This window comes from Kitasatospora papulosa (assembly GCF_000717245.1).
Lineage (GTDB): Bacteria > Actinomycetota > Actinomycetes > Streptomycetales > Streptomycetaceae > Streptomyces > Streptomyces papulosus.
Genome location: NZ_JNYQ01000004.1, coordinates 1258353 through 1274431, shown reverse-complemented (window position 1 = coordinate 1274431; position 16079 = coordinate 1258353). Strand labels below are relative to the sequence as shown.

The following is a 16079-nucleotide window of genomic DNA, read 5'->3' as shown; positions in this document are numbered from 1 at the left end:
CCGGTAACGGGTGGAGCTGACTGGTACTAATAGGCCGAGGGCTTGTCCTCAGTTGCTCGCGTCCACTGTGTTAGTTCTGAAATAACGAACGGCCGTGTTGTGTTCCGGTGTTGGTTAATTTCATAGTGTTTCGGTGGTCATTGCGTTAGGGAAACGCCCGGTTACATTCCGAACCCGGAAGCTAAGCCTTTAGCTAAGCCTTTCAGCGCCGATGGTACTGCAGGGGGGACCCTGTGGGAGAGTAGGACGCCGCCGAACAATTATTCCGGGAAAGCCCCGTGCCCTTGTGGTACGGGGCTTTTCTGCGTTCCAGGCACTTTTTCGGGCGTGACCGGCGGGGCCGGACAGAAGCACGCTGTCCGGCCCCGCTGTTCGTTCCACCGTCTGCTTCACAAGGCCGCTCACGCGTCCGTCAGTCAGGCAGACGCTCCAGGAGCCACGTGCAGAGCTCCTCGGTGACCTTGGTGTGGCGTTCGTTCTGCGACGCGCAGAGGAAGTCGTCGACCTGGGCCTCGTCCGGGGGCAGGGAGTCGATGTCCGCGTACAGGTCCTTGTGACTGTCGAGCCCGCGGATGGCGACCGCGCTGACCGCCGGCACGAAGCAGTGGTCCTTGACCGGGTTGTCGACGCCCAGACCGACGATCTTGTTGAGGGCGTCGGCGAGGATCTGGAAGCTTTCGAGAGTGCCGCCAGGGGCGCCGTCGATGTCCGGGAGGCGCTCGGCGAGGACCTCGTTCTTCTGGAGCGAGACGACGCGGAGCTTCGCCGCGAGCGTGTCACTGCCCGTCGGTGTGGTGCGCAGGTCGGTGCCGACGATGCCGAGGCCCTTGCCCTTGACCGCTGTCGTGCCCGGGTCGATGCCGTTGCCCGTGCCGTTGCCGGCGCCGTTGGCGACTGCGAGGATCCGCGGGATCCTCGGCCAGCCGCCGACCTTCTCCAGTTCGTCGAGGAACTCGGTGCGCAGCGGGCTGACGCCCGGCTTGTCCGACCAGTTCTCGATGTGCTGCCACAGCAGCTGCTGCGCGGCCGGGCTGTTCATCTGGTCGGAGAAGCGGCTGTCCAGCTTACGGATGTAGTGCGCGAACGCCTGGAGGGACAGGGGGATGTGGGCCCCGTTGTGCGGGCTGTCGTACGAGAAGTACACGCCGACCTGGTGGTCGATGCGCTGCATCTCCATCCTGGCGAGCGCGTAGCGGGTCACCAGTCCGCCCATACTGAAACCGCCGACCGCCAGGCGCGTGCTGCCGAGTCGTTCGGCGACGGCCCGGTGGATCGCGGCTGTGGCCGCCTGCGCGTTCTCGAGGATCGACGCGCTGCGTTCGTCGAAGCCGATCAGGACGACATCGCGTCCTCGCCGGCGCAGTTCGCCGATCAGCGGGTACGCGGAGCTCTCCAGGCCGGCCCACAGATCGTCCAGCGAACTCGGGCCGCTGTTGAAGCCGTCGGCCATCAGCACCGGCCGGACGATGCCCTGGTTGCGCTCGCCGTAGTAGACCCAGGCCGTGCCGCCCGGCAGCGGCCATGTCTCGTCGGGCTTCGGCGCGGGTGTGACCTGCTCCTGAGGCGGAGTGGCGGCCAGCACGATGGGTGCGGCGGCCTCGAACGCGTCGGTGACTTCGCGCTCGGTGGGTTCGGACATGCAGTTCCCCTGACATGGGACGGAGATCGGGACGCGGCGCCGGCCCTCGGCACCGTCGCCATCCTGGAGCAGCCGATCCATGGGGTGCCGATCTCGGACGGGGAATCACTCGTATGGAGGCGCCGACGCGTTCACCAGGGGTGATGCGCGGACGAACGGCTGACGTCCACCGGCAGCGGCGTGCGGTCTCGGTGTGCTCCCCGTGGCCGGCTCGTCGCCGGACGCGGCGGGCAGGTGGTGGGCGTATGCGTCCAGGAGCCGGTGGGTGACGGCTCGGAGGGCATCGGGGCCGCTTCACGGCATGTGGTGTTCCTCACAGCGAAACCACAGCAAGTGAAGGCAACTGCGTCCTTTCGTCATTTCTGTCCGCCCGGGGGGCGTTATTCCGGTTGAGAAGGGTGAAGAACTCGTGACGGTGTACAGCTACTTCGGCTCTACGATCACTTCGAGTCGCACCTGCGTGCCCCATTTCCGCTCTGCTGCGACCCCTTCTTCTTTCCGGACCTCGAAGGGCTCACGTGAAGATCCGCCGAATACTTGCCACAGCTGTTGCCGCCGCAGTGACCACGCCTGCCCTCATGCTGTCGGTCACCCCCGCGTTCGCCGATGAGAAGCCCGCGTCGCAGACGCAGGAGAAGCCGTCCATCGCTGAGCTGGAGAAGGCCGCCGCAGCGGCCAAGGCCGTGTACGACGACGCTGTGGCGGCCGAGAAGGCCGCCTACGCGGCTGTCGAGGCCGTCATGTCCGACACCACGCCGCTTGCGCTGGCCGCGGCGGAAGCCAAGGCCGAGGCGGACGCGGCGGGCACCGGGAAGACCGCTGCGGACCAGGCGGTCGTCGACGCCCAGGCCGCGGTCGATGCCCTCACGGACGAGGACACCGCCGAGGCCAAGGAGGCCGCCCAGGCGGCTCTCACCAAGGCGCAGGCCGACTCCGTGGCCGCCGACGCTGCCAAGACCGCAGCGGACACCAAGCTCGAGGAAGCCGACAAGGCACGCGACGACGAGCGGGTCGACGCGGCCCGGACGCTTCACCTGGCGAAGCAGGCCACCAAGGCGGCGCTCGCCGACAAGGAGGCCGCCGACGAGGCGCTGGCCAAGGCCAAGGAGGAGGCGGCCGAGGAGGGCGAGGACGACGAGGACTGCGTCCCCGAGCCGAAGCTCACCACGGTCGTCAAGGGTCTGCCGTCCACGGTCGTCGCCGGCACGAAGGTCGACTTCAAGCTCCGGGTGACCAACGGCACCGACAAGACGATGGACGAGGTGTTCCCGTTCGCCTATGTCCACGCCACGGACAAGAGCGGCCTCAACGACCTCGACGACCTGGTGCACCTGCAGTGGGCGTCCGGCGCTTCCTCGAAGTGGCAGAACGTCGACAACGAGAACTACATGGACCCCATCAGCTCGCTGAAGGGCGGGGCCCACGTCGACGTGAAGATGCGGCTCGCGGTCGACGCCTCGGCCCCCGCGGGCAACGGCGTCACCTTCGTCGCGGGTGACTACTGGAACGACAACGGCAGCTGCGGTGGAAGCCCGGATCTCGAGGGCTACGAGTTCCTGATCGCCGCCAAGGGCAGCAAGCCCGTGAAGGGCGAGGCCACGCCCGGCCCGGTCAAGTCGAACACCCCGGACGTCAAGCCGCAGAGCGCCTCGTCCGCCCCGGTGGGCAGCCTGGCCGCCACGGGCTCGTCCGACGCCACGTCGCAGCTGGCTCTCGCGAGCGGCGCCGCCCTGGCGATCGGCGCCGGTGCGGTGTTCGTCGTACGCCGCCGCAAGGCCGGCTCCCACGTCTGACACGTGAGGCGTGGTGCCGGCCGGGCACCATGACCCGCGCAGGCTGTCCCGACGGGCCCGACACCGAGTGGTGTCGGGCCCGTCGTCGTTCCACGTCCCGTCGGCGTATCTCGTTTGCCGTGATCGGGGTGACGGGGCACGATCGGCGAATGGACTACGTCGTGCGTGCGGTTCGGGCCGAGGAGTGGGAGCGGGCCAAGGAGATCAGGTTGGCGGCCCTGCGTGACCCGGCTGCCCCGATCGCCTTCCTGGAGACGTACGAGCAGGCGCTGACCAAGCCCGATGTGTTCTGGCAGGAGCGGTCGGCGAGGGCTGCCGAGGGGGAGCACAGCCGTCAGTTCGTCGCGGAGGCGCCCGACGGCCTGTGGGCGGGGACCGTGACGGTCCTCGTCGAGCGGCCCGCGGGCGAGCCGGGCTTCGGGGAGGCGGCCGAGGTCGACCAGTCGCACCTGGTGGCGGTGTTCGTCCGGCCCGGGCACCGGGGTCGCGGGGTGGTGGACGCGCTGTTCCGCGAGGCCGTCGACTGGTCCTGGTCGCTGACCGGACCGCCGCTGCGGCGGGTGCGCCTCTACGTCCACGAGGCCAACGCGCGGGCAGCGGCCTCCTACCGTCGGATCGGCTTCGCCCCGACGGGGCGGACGCTGCCGATGGAGGGTGACCCGACCGCGCTGGAGCTGGAGTACGAGATCCGCCGCCGGTGAGCGGGAAGTGGGAGCGGCAGTGGTCAGCACTGCCCGGGTGCGGGAAGGGGCTCCCGCCAACGGGCGCGGGCCTGTTCCTCGGAGCGGAGCAGGACCAGGGGAGTCATCCCCTGGCTCTCGCCGGCCGACAGGAGCTCCGGGAGCTGGGGAAGCGGGGCCACGGCAGCTACGTCGTCGAGGACGAGCGTCATTGGTGGGTCGAGCCGACCGTCGGTTGACCGTGCGGCCATGCGGCGGCCGTGCTCGACCACGTGCGAGGCGAGTGCGGTGAGCAGAGGCATCGCACCGGGGTGGTGGCGAGGATCCTCGATGGATTCACCGACCACATAGAGCGTTCCCCCTTCACGCGCAAAAGAATCCAGTACGAGCGCATCGGCTCGGTTGGGTGTGCATGCTTCGCGGACGTGGACGGAGGACAGCGTCGTGAAGGCACGCACGATCAGTTCCTGTGCCATGTCCCGGCGTTCGGGGTACGCGGTGAGCGCGGACTCCAGAAGCCCGGCGAGGCCCGAGGCCGCCTTGGGGTGCGTACGGAGCAGGCGTACCGGTTCGTGGCCTCCGGCGCCGGATGCCCAGCGGTGGACCTGGCGGAAGGGGCGGCCGTCCACGGCGGCGGCGTGCAGCCAGCAGCGGAGCAGGGTCTCGGCGGTGTCGGCGATCGCCGCGTCGATGCGGGCCATGGGGCGCACGGGGGTGAGGAGCGCGGCCGCCCGGGACGCTGCGGTGGCGGGGTCCTCGCAGCCGGCGGTGGGTGCCCAGTGGAGGCGGGCCGGGGTGTCGCAGAGGTGCCCCGGATCGTAGACCAGGACAGGGCCGAGCTTGCTGCGGGCGTCCTTCGTTTCGGCCCAGACGGTGGGGTCCGAGGTCACGACGAGGGCGGGGCCGTCGGCGTCCCGGATGGCCTGGACGACGGCGGGGCGGCGGGTGGCGGACGCGCCGTAGAGGACGGTGGCTGTGCGGGGTGTGGGGACCAGTGGGGCGGTCTCCTGTGCGTACGCGGCGAGTGCCTCGACGGGGTCGGCGTGCGCGGTCTCGTGGGTGAGGGGCGTGCGGGGCGCGTGGGGCGTGACGGTCGCGGGCGCCGGGACGGCGGTCTCTGCGGGGGTGACAGCGGGTGCCGGAGCGGGCGCCGGTCCGGCGGGCGGCACCTCCCGTGGGAGGCCCTGGGCCGCCTCCTGCGGCACGGGTACGGGCGCGGGTGCGTCGGACGCCCGGGCCGCGCTCCGCTGTTTGCGGACCAGCCTCCAGCGCGTCACCACGCCCACGGCGAACACCGTCAGGACCAGCAGGACCATCAACTCGCCGATGAACAGGCCCCAGAACAGCCCGTGTCCGGAGAGGTCGCCCGGCGGGGTGTCGGGCCAGGCCCCCGGCAGGTCCGTCGGCTCGACCGCCAGGGCGCGCAGGGCCAGCGGCGTCCGTGCGAACGAGACGTTGTCCGGCCAGCCCCCGTGGGCGAAGAGTCCCGCCAGACCCGTCGCCGTCCAGGCCAGGACCGTGAGCCCGAAGAGGAAGGCGAGGAGCCCGATCAGCAGGCCGTCCGGAACCCCTCCCTGGCCCTCTCCGCCGCGTCCCGAACCGGATGGTGCCTGGCGTGCCATGTCATGCCACCGTTGACTCGGACGACTCGTTCAGCCGCTGCTGGTGCTCGATCCGTGCCGCTCGCTGCTCCGCCTCCAGCTCCGCGGCCCGTACGTCCTCGGGGAGCAGGTCCACGGCGGAACCCTCGGTCATGGCGCGGTCGGTGAAGACCAGGGGGCGTTCGGCCTCGGTGATCAGGTGCTTGACGACCTGCACGTTGCCGTTGACGTCCCACACGGCGATGCCCGGGGTCAGCGTCGGGATGATCTCGACCGCCCACCTGGGCAGACCGATGACCTTTCCCGTCGCTCTCGCCTCGTCCGCCTTCTGCGCGTAGATGGTGCGGGTGGAGGCCATCTTCAGGATGGCCGCCGCTTCCTTCGCCGCCGCGCCGTCGACGACGTCGCTGAGGTGGTGGACGACCGCCACGAAGGAGAGGCCGAGACGGCGTCCGAACTTCAGCAGGCGCTGGAACAGCTGCGCGACGAAAGGGGAGTTGATGATGTGCCAGGCCTCCTCGACCAGGAAGATGCGCTTCTTCCGGTCGGGCCTGATCCAGGTGTGCTCCAGCCATACGCCGACGATCGCCATGAGGATCGGCATCGCGATGGAGTTCCGGTCGATGTGCGAGAGGTCGAAGACGATCAGCGGTGCGTCGAGGTCGATGCCGATCGTGGTCGGGCCGTCGAACATGCCGCGCAGGTCACCGTCGACGAGGCGGTCGAGGACGAGGGCGACGTCCAGGCCCCAGGCCCGTACGTCGTCTATGTCGACGTTCATCGCTTCCGCGGACTCGGGCTTCGGGTGGCGGAGTTGTTCCACGATGTCCATCAGGACCGGCTGGCGCTGGGTGATGGTGTCGTTGACGTACGCGTGTGCCACCTTGAGTGCGAAGCCGGAGCGCTCGTCGAGGCCATGGCCCATGGCGACCTCGATGATCGTACGGAGCAGGGCCAGCTGGCCGGTCGTGGTGATCGACGGGTCGAGGGGATTGAGCCGGATCCCGTCGTTCAGCGCAGCCGTCGGGTCGAGCCGGATGGGCGTGATGCCCAGCTCCTCGGCGATGAGGTTCCACTCGCCGACGCCGTCCTCGCCCTGGGCGTCCAGGACGACGACTTGGCGGTCGCGGAAGCGGAGCTGGCGCAGCACATAGGTCTTCTCCAGCGCCGACTTGCCATTGCCGGACTCGCCGAGCACCAGCCAGTGCGGGGCGGGGAGCTGCTGACCGTAGAGCTGGAACGGGTCGTAGATGTAGCCCTTGCCCGAGTACACCTCACGCCCGATGATCACGCCGGAGTCGCCGAGGCCGGGCGCGGCGGTCGGCAGGTAGACGGCCTGGGCCTGACCCGTCGACGTACGCACCGGCAGCCGGGTCGTCTCCACGTTCCCGAAGAGGAAGGCGGTGAAGGCATCCGACAACGCGGACAGCGGATCTCGCATGGCGTGACTGCCCTCTCGTTAGCGTCGGATGCCGGTGGCGAACGGCAAGGTGTTCACAAAGGCCCGGTGGTGTTCCCGGTCGCACCACTCCAGCTTCAGGTACGACTTGCCGGCCGAGGCCCGGATCGTCCGCTTGTCGCGGGCGAGCGCCTCGGGGGACCGGGACGACACGGTGATGTACCCCACCAGATTCACCCCGGCCGCGCCGCTCGCCAGATCTTCACCCCGCTGGTCGAGCCGCCCGTGGGCGGCGATGTCGCGGGGGTCCACCGTGCGGTTCATCTTGGCCTGACGGCTCGCCTCGGCGTCGTCGTTGGTCTTCTCGGTCAGCATCCGCTCGATGGCGATCTCGGTGGGTTCGAGGTCCATGCAGACGGCGACGGTGCGGATCACGTCGGGCGTGTGGACGAGGAGCGGCGCCAGGAAGTTCACGCCGACCGGGGTCATCGGCCATTCCTTCACCCAGGCCGTGGCGTGGCACCAGGGGGCGCGCGTCGTCGACTCGCGGGTCTTGGCCTGGAGGAACGTCGGCTCGACCGCGTCGAGTTCGGCGGGCCAGGCGTTGCGCTTCGTCATCGCCTGGATGTGGTCGATGGGGTGGTCCGGGTCGTACATCGAGTGCACGAGGGAGGCGAGCCGGCTCTGGCCGAGCGGCTGGCGTACCCGGATGTCGGCCTCGGCGAGCCGGGCGCAGATGTCGGTCAGCTCGCGTGCCATGACGACGGCGAGGCCCGCGTCGCGGTCCACCTTGCGGCCGCCCTGGGGGCGGATGGCACGGGCCATGGCGTTGGCCTCGCCGGCGAGGTCGCGGCTGTAGTGCATGCAGGCGACCAGGTAGGCGCGGTGCTGCTCGCTGGAGGTGGAGACCATCGACTGGAGCTGGTCGTAGGAGTCCTGGAGCCATCCGGGCGCCGACCTGTCGCCACGCTGGGCGACGTCCTTGGCGTGGGCGTCGGGGTCGGCGGGCAGGGTGCGGGCCAGCATCTGGAGGCGCGTCACGAAGCCGTCGCCGTTGGCCACGTGCTTGAGGAGGGTGCCGAAGCGGTCGACCAGGGCCTCCTGGTCCTCGCTGTCACGCAGGCCGACTCCGGGGCCCTCGATCTCGATGGCGGCGGTGACCGTGCGCCGGTCGGCGTGCAGCAGTACGGCGATCTCGTCGGGGCCGAACGGTGCGGCGAGCCAGCTGATCCTGCCGATGCCCGGCGGCGGCCCGATCTCCACCTCGCGTCCGGCGGCGCTGATGCCGGCCTCCATGGCGGAGGAACGGTAGGCCGTGCCGCGGCGCAGGGTGCGCTTGAAGCTGCGGTTGATCTCGAACCACTTGTAGAAGGTGCGGCCCTTGTAGGGGACGTACACGACGGCCAGGGCCAGCATGGGGAAGCCCATGAGCGTCACGATCCGCAGGGAGAGGACCGGGACGAGGAGCCCGCTCATCATGCCGAGGAAGGCCCCGAGGATGATCAGCGCGATCTCGCCCGTCTCGCGGTTCTTGCCGACGATCGCGTTCGGCCGGGCCCGGCCGATGAGATACGTGCGGCGGGGCGCGATCGTGTGGGACTGGGTCGTCAACGCCCTCCACCTCCTGTGCTCGTGTTACCTGTGCTGCCTGAACCGCCTCGTGAGGAGCGGCTGCCGTGGGGGGTGCCGGAGGTGGGTCCGGCACCGCTGCGGGGCGACGGGGCGGAACCGCCCCCTCCGCCCGGGTTGCGGGAGCTGTGGGCCGCGACACCGCCGCTGACCGGGTTGGCGGGCCGTGCGCCGCCACCTCCACCGCCTTCGCCGCCTCCGCTGCGGCCGCTGTGGGCCTTGATGCCCTGCGAGACGAGAGCGGCGGGCGAGCTGATCATCGCGGCGGCCTGGGAGCCGTCGGTGGCCTGCTTGCGGTTGGTGCGGGCGCCCTGGATCTCGTCACCGAAGCCGGGCACGAAGCGGTAGATCATGGCGGAGGCGAAGATGGCCAGCAGGATGATGGCCAGGCCCGACACGACGGCTGAGAAGGCGTTGGGGCCGTCGTCGGCGGAGAGAGCTCCGGCGAGCCCGAGCACGATGACGATGACGGGCTTCACCATGATCACGGCGATCATGATGCCCGCCCAGCGCCGGACGTGGCCCCACATGTTCTTGTCGACGAGCCCGGAGTACACGACGACACCCAGCAGGGCACCCACGTAGAGCAGGGCGGCCCGGATCACGAGCTCCAGCCACAGGATGCCGGCGGCGAGGATCGAGACCAGCGAGACGACGATCAGCATGATCGGGCCGCCGCCGATGTCGGTGCCCTTCTTGAGTGCCTCGGCGAAGGACCCGAAGAAGACGTCGGACTGCCCGCCTGTCGCGGCGGAGATGACTTCCGTGACGCCGTCGGTGGCGGAGACCACCACGTACAGGATGAGCGGGGTGAAGGCGGAGGCCAGGACCGTGAGCCAGAGGAAGCCGATGGCTTCGGACATCGCGGTGGTGAACGGCACGCCCCTGATGGCGCGCTTCGCCACGGCGAAGAGCCACAGGACCAGGGTGAGGATGGTGGACGCCGCGAAGACGACGGCGTACTGGGTGCGGAAGGTGGAGTTGGTGAAGTCGACGGTCGCGGTGCTCTCCACGGCCTCGCTGAGCTTGCCCACGAGGTAGGCGGCGGCGTCGGCGCAGCCGCGGGCCAGCGAGGTGAGGGGGTCCAGGGCGTCGTCGGTCACGGTGGGTGTGCTGCGGGCGCCGGAGCCTGCTTCGCCGTCCTCGCAGTAGTCCTTGGCCAGCCCGACGATGAGGTCGCACGGGTTGTTGCTCCCGCTCGGCGACGGAGTGGGCGTGGGATCGGCGGAGGCGCGCGATGCCACAGCCAGCATCGTGGCCTGGAAGGTGCCCAGGAGCCCGACGAGCGAGAAGGTGCGGAACTTGCGGCTATCGGGCATAGGTGAAGCCTCCGTATCCCTGAACCGCACCGGCGATGTCATCCGCAGACGAAGCCCGGTTGTCGCCGTTGACGGGTGTCGGTCCCTCCGCCTGACTCGAAGACTCGATCTTCCAGTCGTCGCCGACCCATTTGAGCTGTTCGGTGATGGTGAACCAGGTGGCAGTGACGGGTTTGGTGGATCCTTCGCCGGCCATGCCGACGAGACCTGTGCACCAGACCTCGACGGTCGCGGCGTCCGCGCCTTGGGCTGTCACCTTCGTGCCCACGGGAATGGTCCTCGAGACGAAGGTGAGACCGGCCGGCGTGCTGCCGTCCTCTTTCAAGCCGACGTTCGCGAGGAAACCGGGTGAGTAGGCCTTGGTCATGTCGGCCTGGAGGGTGGCCACGACGGCAGGGTCGTGGGTGGCCTGCAGGATGCCGTCGCGCTTCGTCTTGTCGAACATCTCCGCGGACCCCAGCGCCACCGCGTAGTTCGCCGCCGCGCTCTGTGCCCCCTGCTCGTCGTGCGCGAAGCCCGAGGCGATCGTGCCGTTCTTGCCCTGGACCGGCTTCGTGCCCGTCGCGGCGGTGGGGCCGGCGCCCGCCGTGTCCGACTGCTTCTCCTTGGCGCCGTCCGAGCCGCCGCCCCCGCCCTGGTTCGCGAACGCGATGGCCGCGATCAGCAGCACCACCACGCCCACCACCATGATCAGCGAGCGTGAGTTCCTGGCGGGCCTGCGGGTGTAGCCCTCGCCCTCGTCGCCGCCGGGCAGGCGCGTGCGTGTCTGCCGCGTCCCGCCGAGGGTGCTGTACGCGTCGTCGTTGCGGTTCCCCGGCTCGTGACCGCCGTAACCGCGCTCGTCGCCCTGGCTCATGCCGCGTACGCCCCCTCAGCCGTCTGCAGTTCCGCGTAGTACGACGGTAGCGCTGCTGGTTTCCGCGTGGGCGCGGAGTGGTGACTCGACATCAGGGGACGCAACCTCTGCCGGTGGGCACGACGGACGGGTGGTGGGGTGGACATGGAGGGGCCCATGGCAGGGTGGTGGTCCGACCGTGGGTCAGACAGCCATGCCGTACACGATGGTGAACAGCGTGCCCAGCGATCCGATGATGAAGACGCCGGTCAGTCCTGCCACGATCAGGCCCTTGCCCTGTTCCGCGCTGAAGGTGTCGCGCAGCGCCGTCGCGCCGATGCGCTGCTTCGCGGCGCCCCAGATCGCGATGCCGAGACAGAGGAGGATGGCGACCGCCATCACCACCTCGATCATGATGCGTGCCTCGTTGCCCAGGGTCCCGAACGGCCCCCAGTTCGGGGCGATTCCGCCGATGATGGTGGTGATGTCGCCCTTCTCTGCTGCCAGGATCATGTAAGTCACCGCCCCTGTTGGGTAGTTCGCAGCCCGTGCCGTGCGACACGGGTCGGTCTCTATCTTCGCTGATGAAACCGGCATCGCACGACGCCTTCCCGGGTCTCTTTACCCGGATCTCGCACGTTTGACCGGAGAAGCTGCCCTGACCTGCGGCTCGCACCGGATTCCGCCCGCATATGCGTGGTTACTCTGTGTATCACGCTCTGTGACCGCTAGCAACGACGGTGGCCATGGGTTCCGGGTGCGGTGGGTGCGTTCGCCTGGCACCAGGTGTTCGTACGCGCTGTTCGAGAGCCGTGCGCGCGCCGGTGGCTTTCGGCCGATGCCTCGTCAGGTGCCTGTCACCGGAGGGCTCGTGCTCACGGGGCCAGGAGCACGGTGTGCGCGGGGGCCGGGCCCCGGGCCGGGGCCGTCCAGTGCTCCGGTGGCTTGAAATCGCACCACGAGCCGTCGAACGGGAACGCTCCGGCCTCGGCGAGACGGGCCACGCGTCGCCCCTCGGCGCGGATCGCCGCCGCCTCCTGTGCGGACCAGTAGGCGGGGTGCCCGGTCTTCTCGGCGAACGACCGCTCGTCCTTCAATTCCCAGCTGCGGTCCGGAGCCACGAGGACGTCCAGTTCGTGATCCACCACGTCGATGTCCTCGCCGTGATGGGTCCGGTGTTCCAGGTTCACGTACCAGCCCCGGAACTGTCGTCCGCGTGCGAAGAACCAGAAGACCGCGTGGGCGGCTCCGGCCGGCTGGTGGATGAGGGCGCTGCCGCGGGGCCAGCGGCCGGCCGTGACCGGATAGCCGTGCGGGGGCCGGGTCTCGGGTGTGATGTCCCGCAGGTGTGCCCGGCGGGGCAGCTTCGTCCGCCACATCGGGGTGCCGGACTCCAGCCACACCCACTGGCCTTCGTCCGTTCGTTCGACCAGGCGTACGGGCACGGAGGAGCTCAGATGGCCGCCGATGAACAGGTTCCAGCGGAGGACCTGCCCCGGCTCCGGACCCGCCGCATCCGTGCCGCCCCGGCCTCCGCCCCCACCCCTGCCCCCACGCACGAACTCGTTCATCGGGCGAGGAGTGCCAGGTCCTCGTCGGAGAGCCGCAGCGCACCGGCAGCGACGTTCTCGACGAGATGGCCGGGGTTGCCGGTGCCCGGAATGGCCAGGACGTGCGGCCCCTGGTGCAGTGTCCACGCCAGCCTCACCTGGGCGGGGGTCACCCCGTGGCCGCCGGCGACCTTCAGCACCGCCTCGTCGTGGGCGCTGCTCGCGCCTCCCTCGCGCCCGGCGCCGGCGATGGCGAAGAACGGTACGAAGGCGATGCCCTGGTCGCCGCAGGAGCGCAGGAACGCGTGGTCCTGCGCCGGGGATCCGATGCCGTACGCGTTCTGCACGCAGACCACGGGAGCGATGCGCCGGGCCTCGGCGAGTTGTTCCGGTGTGGTGTGGGAGATGCCGAGGTGGCGGATGAGACCGGCCTCGCGGAGCTCGGCCAGGGCGCCGAAGTGGTCGGCGACGGATGCGGATGCCTGACTGCCCGCGAGGCGCAGGTTCACCACGTCCAGGTGATCACGTCCGAGCTGGCGCAGGTTCTCCTCGACCTGGCCGCGCAGCTGCTCGGGGGTTGCCCATACGAACGCCCCGGAGGGGTCACGGCCGGGGCCGACCTTGGTCGTGATGACCAGGTCGTCGGAGTAGGGGGAGAGCGCGCTGTTGATGAGCTCGTTGGCGGACCGCAGCGGCGAGAAATAGAAGGCCGCGGTGTCGATGTGGTTCACGCCGAGTTCGACGGCACGGCGCAGGACGCCGAGGGCGCGATCCCGGTCGCCGGACGTCCGGTCGGCGAACGCCTCGCCGTTCTGGGGAAGGCGCATCGAGCCGAAGCCGAGGCGGTTGACCGTCAGGTCACCGAGCGTCCAGGTGCCGGACGCCGCTGCCGACACGGATGCCGGTGTGCTGGTCGCTTCCGTTGAGGAGTGCATCGTCGGATTGTTCCACCGGGCCGGTTCCCGCGGTTGCCGGTGCACCGTCTCAGGCTCTGCCTCTCAGCGTCGCCGTGAAGCTGCGGCCGTAGGCGTGGTGGGTCGTGACGTCGAGGCGGGTGCCGCCGGGGACGTGGTGGACGCGGACCCCGGGGTCCGCCGAGACGGTCCGTCGGGGACGGCCGTGGAGGGTGACCGACACGGTGCGCCGTGCCGTCGTGGGGTCGGACACCGCCACGGCGTACGTGCCGCCCTCGGTGCGGCGCAGCAGGACGCTCGCCGGGCCGTCGATCACCAGGCGCCCCACCCGGTGCGTTCCGGGGGTGAACGCGTTGGCAGCGGTGATGCCGAGGTGGGTGTGCGCCGCGGCCTGCAACTGTTCCGTGTTGGACAGGACCGAGAGGGGGCCGTGGGCGTACGAGGCCAGTTGTTCCGGGGAGGCGTTCGGGACGAGAGCGTGCGCCGTGGTGGCGGGCCGGGCTCCGGCGGAGTGTTCGTAGGACAGGGTGAAGACCTGCTTGGTCACGGCGGTGTCCGCGTTGGTGAGGCGTACGAGGCGTCGGCTGCGGGTGACCGTGTCGAGGGCGACGACCGGGGGCGGGCCGGACAGGAAGACGTAGCCGACCGAGGTCCTCTGCCCCGTGTCGGCGTATCGCAGCCAGGCCGGTGGGGCGGTGCCGGTGCGCTGCCAGGGCGACCCGTCGCGGACGGCGCCCGTGACGGCGACGGGCGAGGCGGGGTCGGCGATGCGACTGTCGACGGTGGTGGTCGCCGCGCGCCCGGCGGATCCGGTCACGCCCGCGGAGAGCACGAGGATCTCGTCGTCGAACATGAACCAGGACCTGGTGGCCCGTGCCGCGCGGTAGGCCACGAAGTCCTCGGGGAGTGTGCCCGCCTGCTGGGCGGCGTAGGCGGCGTCGTCGGACAGGACGAGCCCCGCCGCCCCGTAGGTGCCGAGACGGGCGCCGCCGGAGAACTCCTGGGTGGCGCGGGGGAAGTAGACGTACGCGTTCTGCGCTTCGGAGGACGAGGTGAAGCCGCGCCCGGGGTTGTCGTACCAGAGGGTGCCGTACAGCTCGGGGACGGTGCGCCGGGTCCCGGCGGGGGCGGTGACGCCCGCGAGCCGGTCGGGCGGGACGGCGGTGAAGTGGTCGACGCCGTACGCCTGGCGCTGGTCCGTGCCGGACAGGTACAGGTGGTGGGCGCCGGTGCCCTGGAACCACGGCATCAGGTTCTCGCCGCTCATGTACTCGTACATGCTGGTCCGCGTGGAGCTGCGGGCGAGCGCGAAGGCGTAGCCGGGCCGGCGGTGGACGGTCCGGTCCATCGCGTTGTACGCGGTGTGGGAGGCGGCGGGACAGAGATCCGTCGCGGGCACGGGGGAGCCGAGGATGTCGGCGTAGCGGGCGATGCTGACGGGGGAGACGAAGGCGGTGGGGTCGAGGCCGGCCTTCGAGGTCTGCCGGATGTGTTTGACGTAGCCCTGGAGGGTTTCGGTGTCGCTGCCGGCCGTGTGCGCGGAGAGGTCGACGGCGGCTTCCACCACGGCGGTGACGTCCGCGTAGCCCGTGCCGGTCCGGGAGACCGCACGTCCCTTGACGATCTCCATCATCCAGCCCTCGAAGATCAGCGGGGCGAAGCCGTCGGCGATCCAGCCCAGGACGACACCGGGCAGGCTGTCGTCGGGGACGTAACGGGTGCCGTCGAGGATCTTGACGGTCTGGACGATGCGGGTGAGCAGCCCCTTGCCGTAGGAGCCCGTGTACGCGACGGAGCCGTGCTGGACGAAGGAGCCGTCGGCGTGGAAGCCGTCGGTGACCCCGTGGCGTGGTTGGTAGGGGTCGACCGTGGCGAAGACGGTCAGCTGGTCGGCGAGGGCCTTGGTGATGCGGGCCTCGTCGCCGAGCAGGGCGCCCTGGAGGATGCGGTTCGTCGTGATGTCGGCGAGGTTGGCGCCGGTGTGGAAGCGGGAGTCGAGATCGACGTCGCCGTCCTTGCCGTTGCGCAGGTAGGCGTCCATGGAGGCTACGTACGCGGCGGTGAGGTCCGGCCGCTGCTCGGCGAGGTCGTCGCGGAGGAGGATCAGGGTCTTGGTGGCGTAGCCCGGTATGCCGATCTCCCAGTGGAACCAGTTGCCGTAGTAGCCCTTCGACTGGTCCCCGAACCAGTCGTCGTGGAGCCGGGCCAAGCCGTCGACGACGCGGTGGCGGACCGTCGCGTCGGCGTCCGGGGTGGTGGTGCCGGGCAGGTCGGCGGCCAGTGCGATCTCGTAGAGGTACTGGTAGGACGTGCTCAGATTCGGGTCGCTGGTGCCGAGCGGTACGCCCTCGAAGAGCTCGTCGTGTCCGGCGCGGTCCATCGCCGCGAGCCTGGCACGCGCCGTCGCCCGCACGGCGTCGATCTTCGGGGCGACCTCGGGGCGTGCGTTGGACTCGGCGGTGCCGGCGAGGATCGCGACGGTGTTGCGGAGGAGGCGGGCCGTGTCCGACGGCGCCGGGGTGGTGGCCGTGGTGGTCGCATCTCGTGGTGGGGCCGCTTCGGCCCGCAGCGCCTGGGACACCGCCCAGAGGGTGGCGGCGGGGATCGCGGACAGTGCGGAACGACGTGAGAGCTCCACCAGCACGCTCCAAGGTCCGGCCCGTATGTGCTCGATGCTCTTCTCCTCCCAGCCAACCAACGGTCTCTCGCCGATGTCAACG

12 protein-coding genes and 1 rRNA gene are annotated in these 16079 nt (G+C 70.2%); 3 read left to right on the top strand and 10 right to left on the bottom strand.

Annotated elements, in window-relative coordinates:
• Positions 1-129 precede the first annotated feature (129 nt).
• A 5S ribosomal RNA gene (gene rrf / locus IA22_RS0117220) occupies positions 130-258 on the top strand.
• Between the two features lie 154 nt (positions 259-412).
• On the opposite strand, the gene IA22_RS0117215 is transcribed toward rrf, so the two are convergent.
• Positions 413-1639 (bottom strand): esterase/lipase family protein, encoded by a 1227-nt coding sequence (locus IA22_RS0117215; RefSeq protein WP_030124087.1) that lies wholly within the window; start codon positions 1637-1639, stop codon positions 413-415.
• Between the two features lie 518 nt (positions 1640-2157).
• On the opposite strand from IA22_RS0117215, the gene IA22_RS0117210 reads away from it, so the two are divergent.
• A complete protein-coding gene (locus IA22_RS0117210) occupies positions 2158-3432 on the top strand; it encodes an LAETG motif-containing sortase-dependent surface protein (protein WP_030124086.1) in 1275 nt (424 codons plus the stop codon).
• A 149-nt stretch (positions 3433-3581) separates the two neighbouring features.
• The gene (locus IA22_RS0117205) at positions 3582-4133 is read left to right on the top strand and encodes a GNAT family N-acetyltransferase (protein WP_030124085.1); all 552 of its coding nucleotides are present in this window, start codon (positions 3582-3584) and stop codon (positions 4131-4133) included.
• A gap of 23 nt (positions 4134-4156) precedes the next feature.
• On the opposite strand, the gene IA22_RS0117200 is transcribed toward IA22_RS0117205, so the two are convergent.
• From IA22_RS0117200 to IA22_RS0117160, 9 genes are all read right to left on the bottom strand, one after another.
• Positions 4157-5734 carry a type IV secretory system conjugative DNA transfer family protein gene (locus tag IA22_RS0117200; protein WP_030124084.1) on the bottom strand — a complete coding sequence of 526 codons (1578 nt, stop codon included), beginning with the start codon at positions 5732-5734 and terminating at the stop codon, positions 4157-4159.
• Position 5735: 1 nt separating this feature from the next.
• A complete protein-coding gene (locus tag IA22_RS0117195) occupies positions 5736-7154 on the bottom strand; it encodes an ATP-binding protein (protein WP_014154989.1) in 1419 nt (472 codons plus the stop codon).
• 18 nt (positions 7155-7172) lie between these two features.
• Complete coding sequence (locus IA22_RS0117190; protein ID WP_014154988.1) at positions 7173-8723, bottom strand: SCO6880 family protein; 1551 nt, start codon at positions 8721-8723, stop codon at positions 7173-7175.
• The gene (locus tag IA22_RS0117185) at positions 8720-10060 is read right to left on the bottom strand and encodes a hypothetical protein (RefSeq protein ID WP_030124083.1); all 1341 of its coding nucleotides are present in this window, start codon (positions 10058-10060) and stop codon (positions 8720-8722) included. Before IA22_RS0117185 ends, IA22_RS0117190 begins: the two co-directional genes overlap by 4 nt.
• Positions 10050-10916 carry a hypothetical protein gene (locus IA22_RS0117180; protein WP_030124082.1) on the bottom strand — a complete coding sequence of 289 codons (867 nt, stop codon included), beginning with the start codon at positions 10914-10916 and terminating at the stop codon, positions 10050-10052. Before IA22_RS0117180 ends, IA22_RS0117185 begins: the two co-directional genes overlap by 11 nt.
• 183 nt (positions 10917-11099) lie before the next feature.
• A complete protein-coding gene (locus IA22_RS0117175; protein ID WP_014047394.1) occupies positions 11100-11408 on the bottom strand; it encodes a hypothetical protein in 309 nt (102 codons plus the stop codon).
• A 362-nt stretch (positions 11409-11770) separates the two neighbouring features.
• Complete coding sequence (locus IA22_RS0117170) at positions 11771-12466, bottom strand: ribonuclease FAU-1 family protein (RefSeq protein WP_030124081.1); 696 nt, start codon at positions 12464-12466, stop codon at positions 11771-11773.
• Entirely contained in the window at positions 12463-13380 is a 918-nt protein-coding gene (locus tag IA22_RS0117165; protein WP_030124080.1) for an aldo/keto reductase, read from the bottom strand. The genes IA22_RS0117170 and IA22_RS0117165 overlap by 4 nt, the downstream gene beginning before the upstream one ends.
• A 49-nt stretch (positions 13381-13429) precedes the next feature.
• Entirely contained in the window at positions 13430-15997 is a 2568-nt protein-coding gene (locus IA22_RS0117160) for a polysaccharide lyase family 8 super-sandwich domain-containing protein (RefSeq protein WP_030124079.1), read from the bottom strand.
• Positions 15998-16079: the final 82 nt, after the last annotated feature.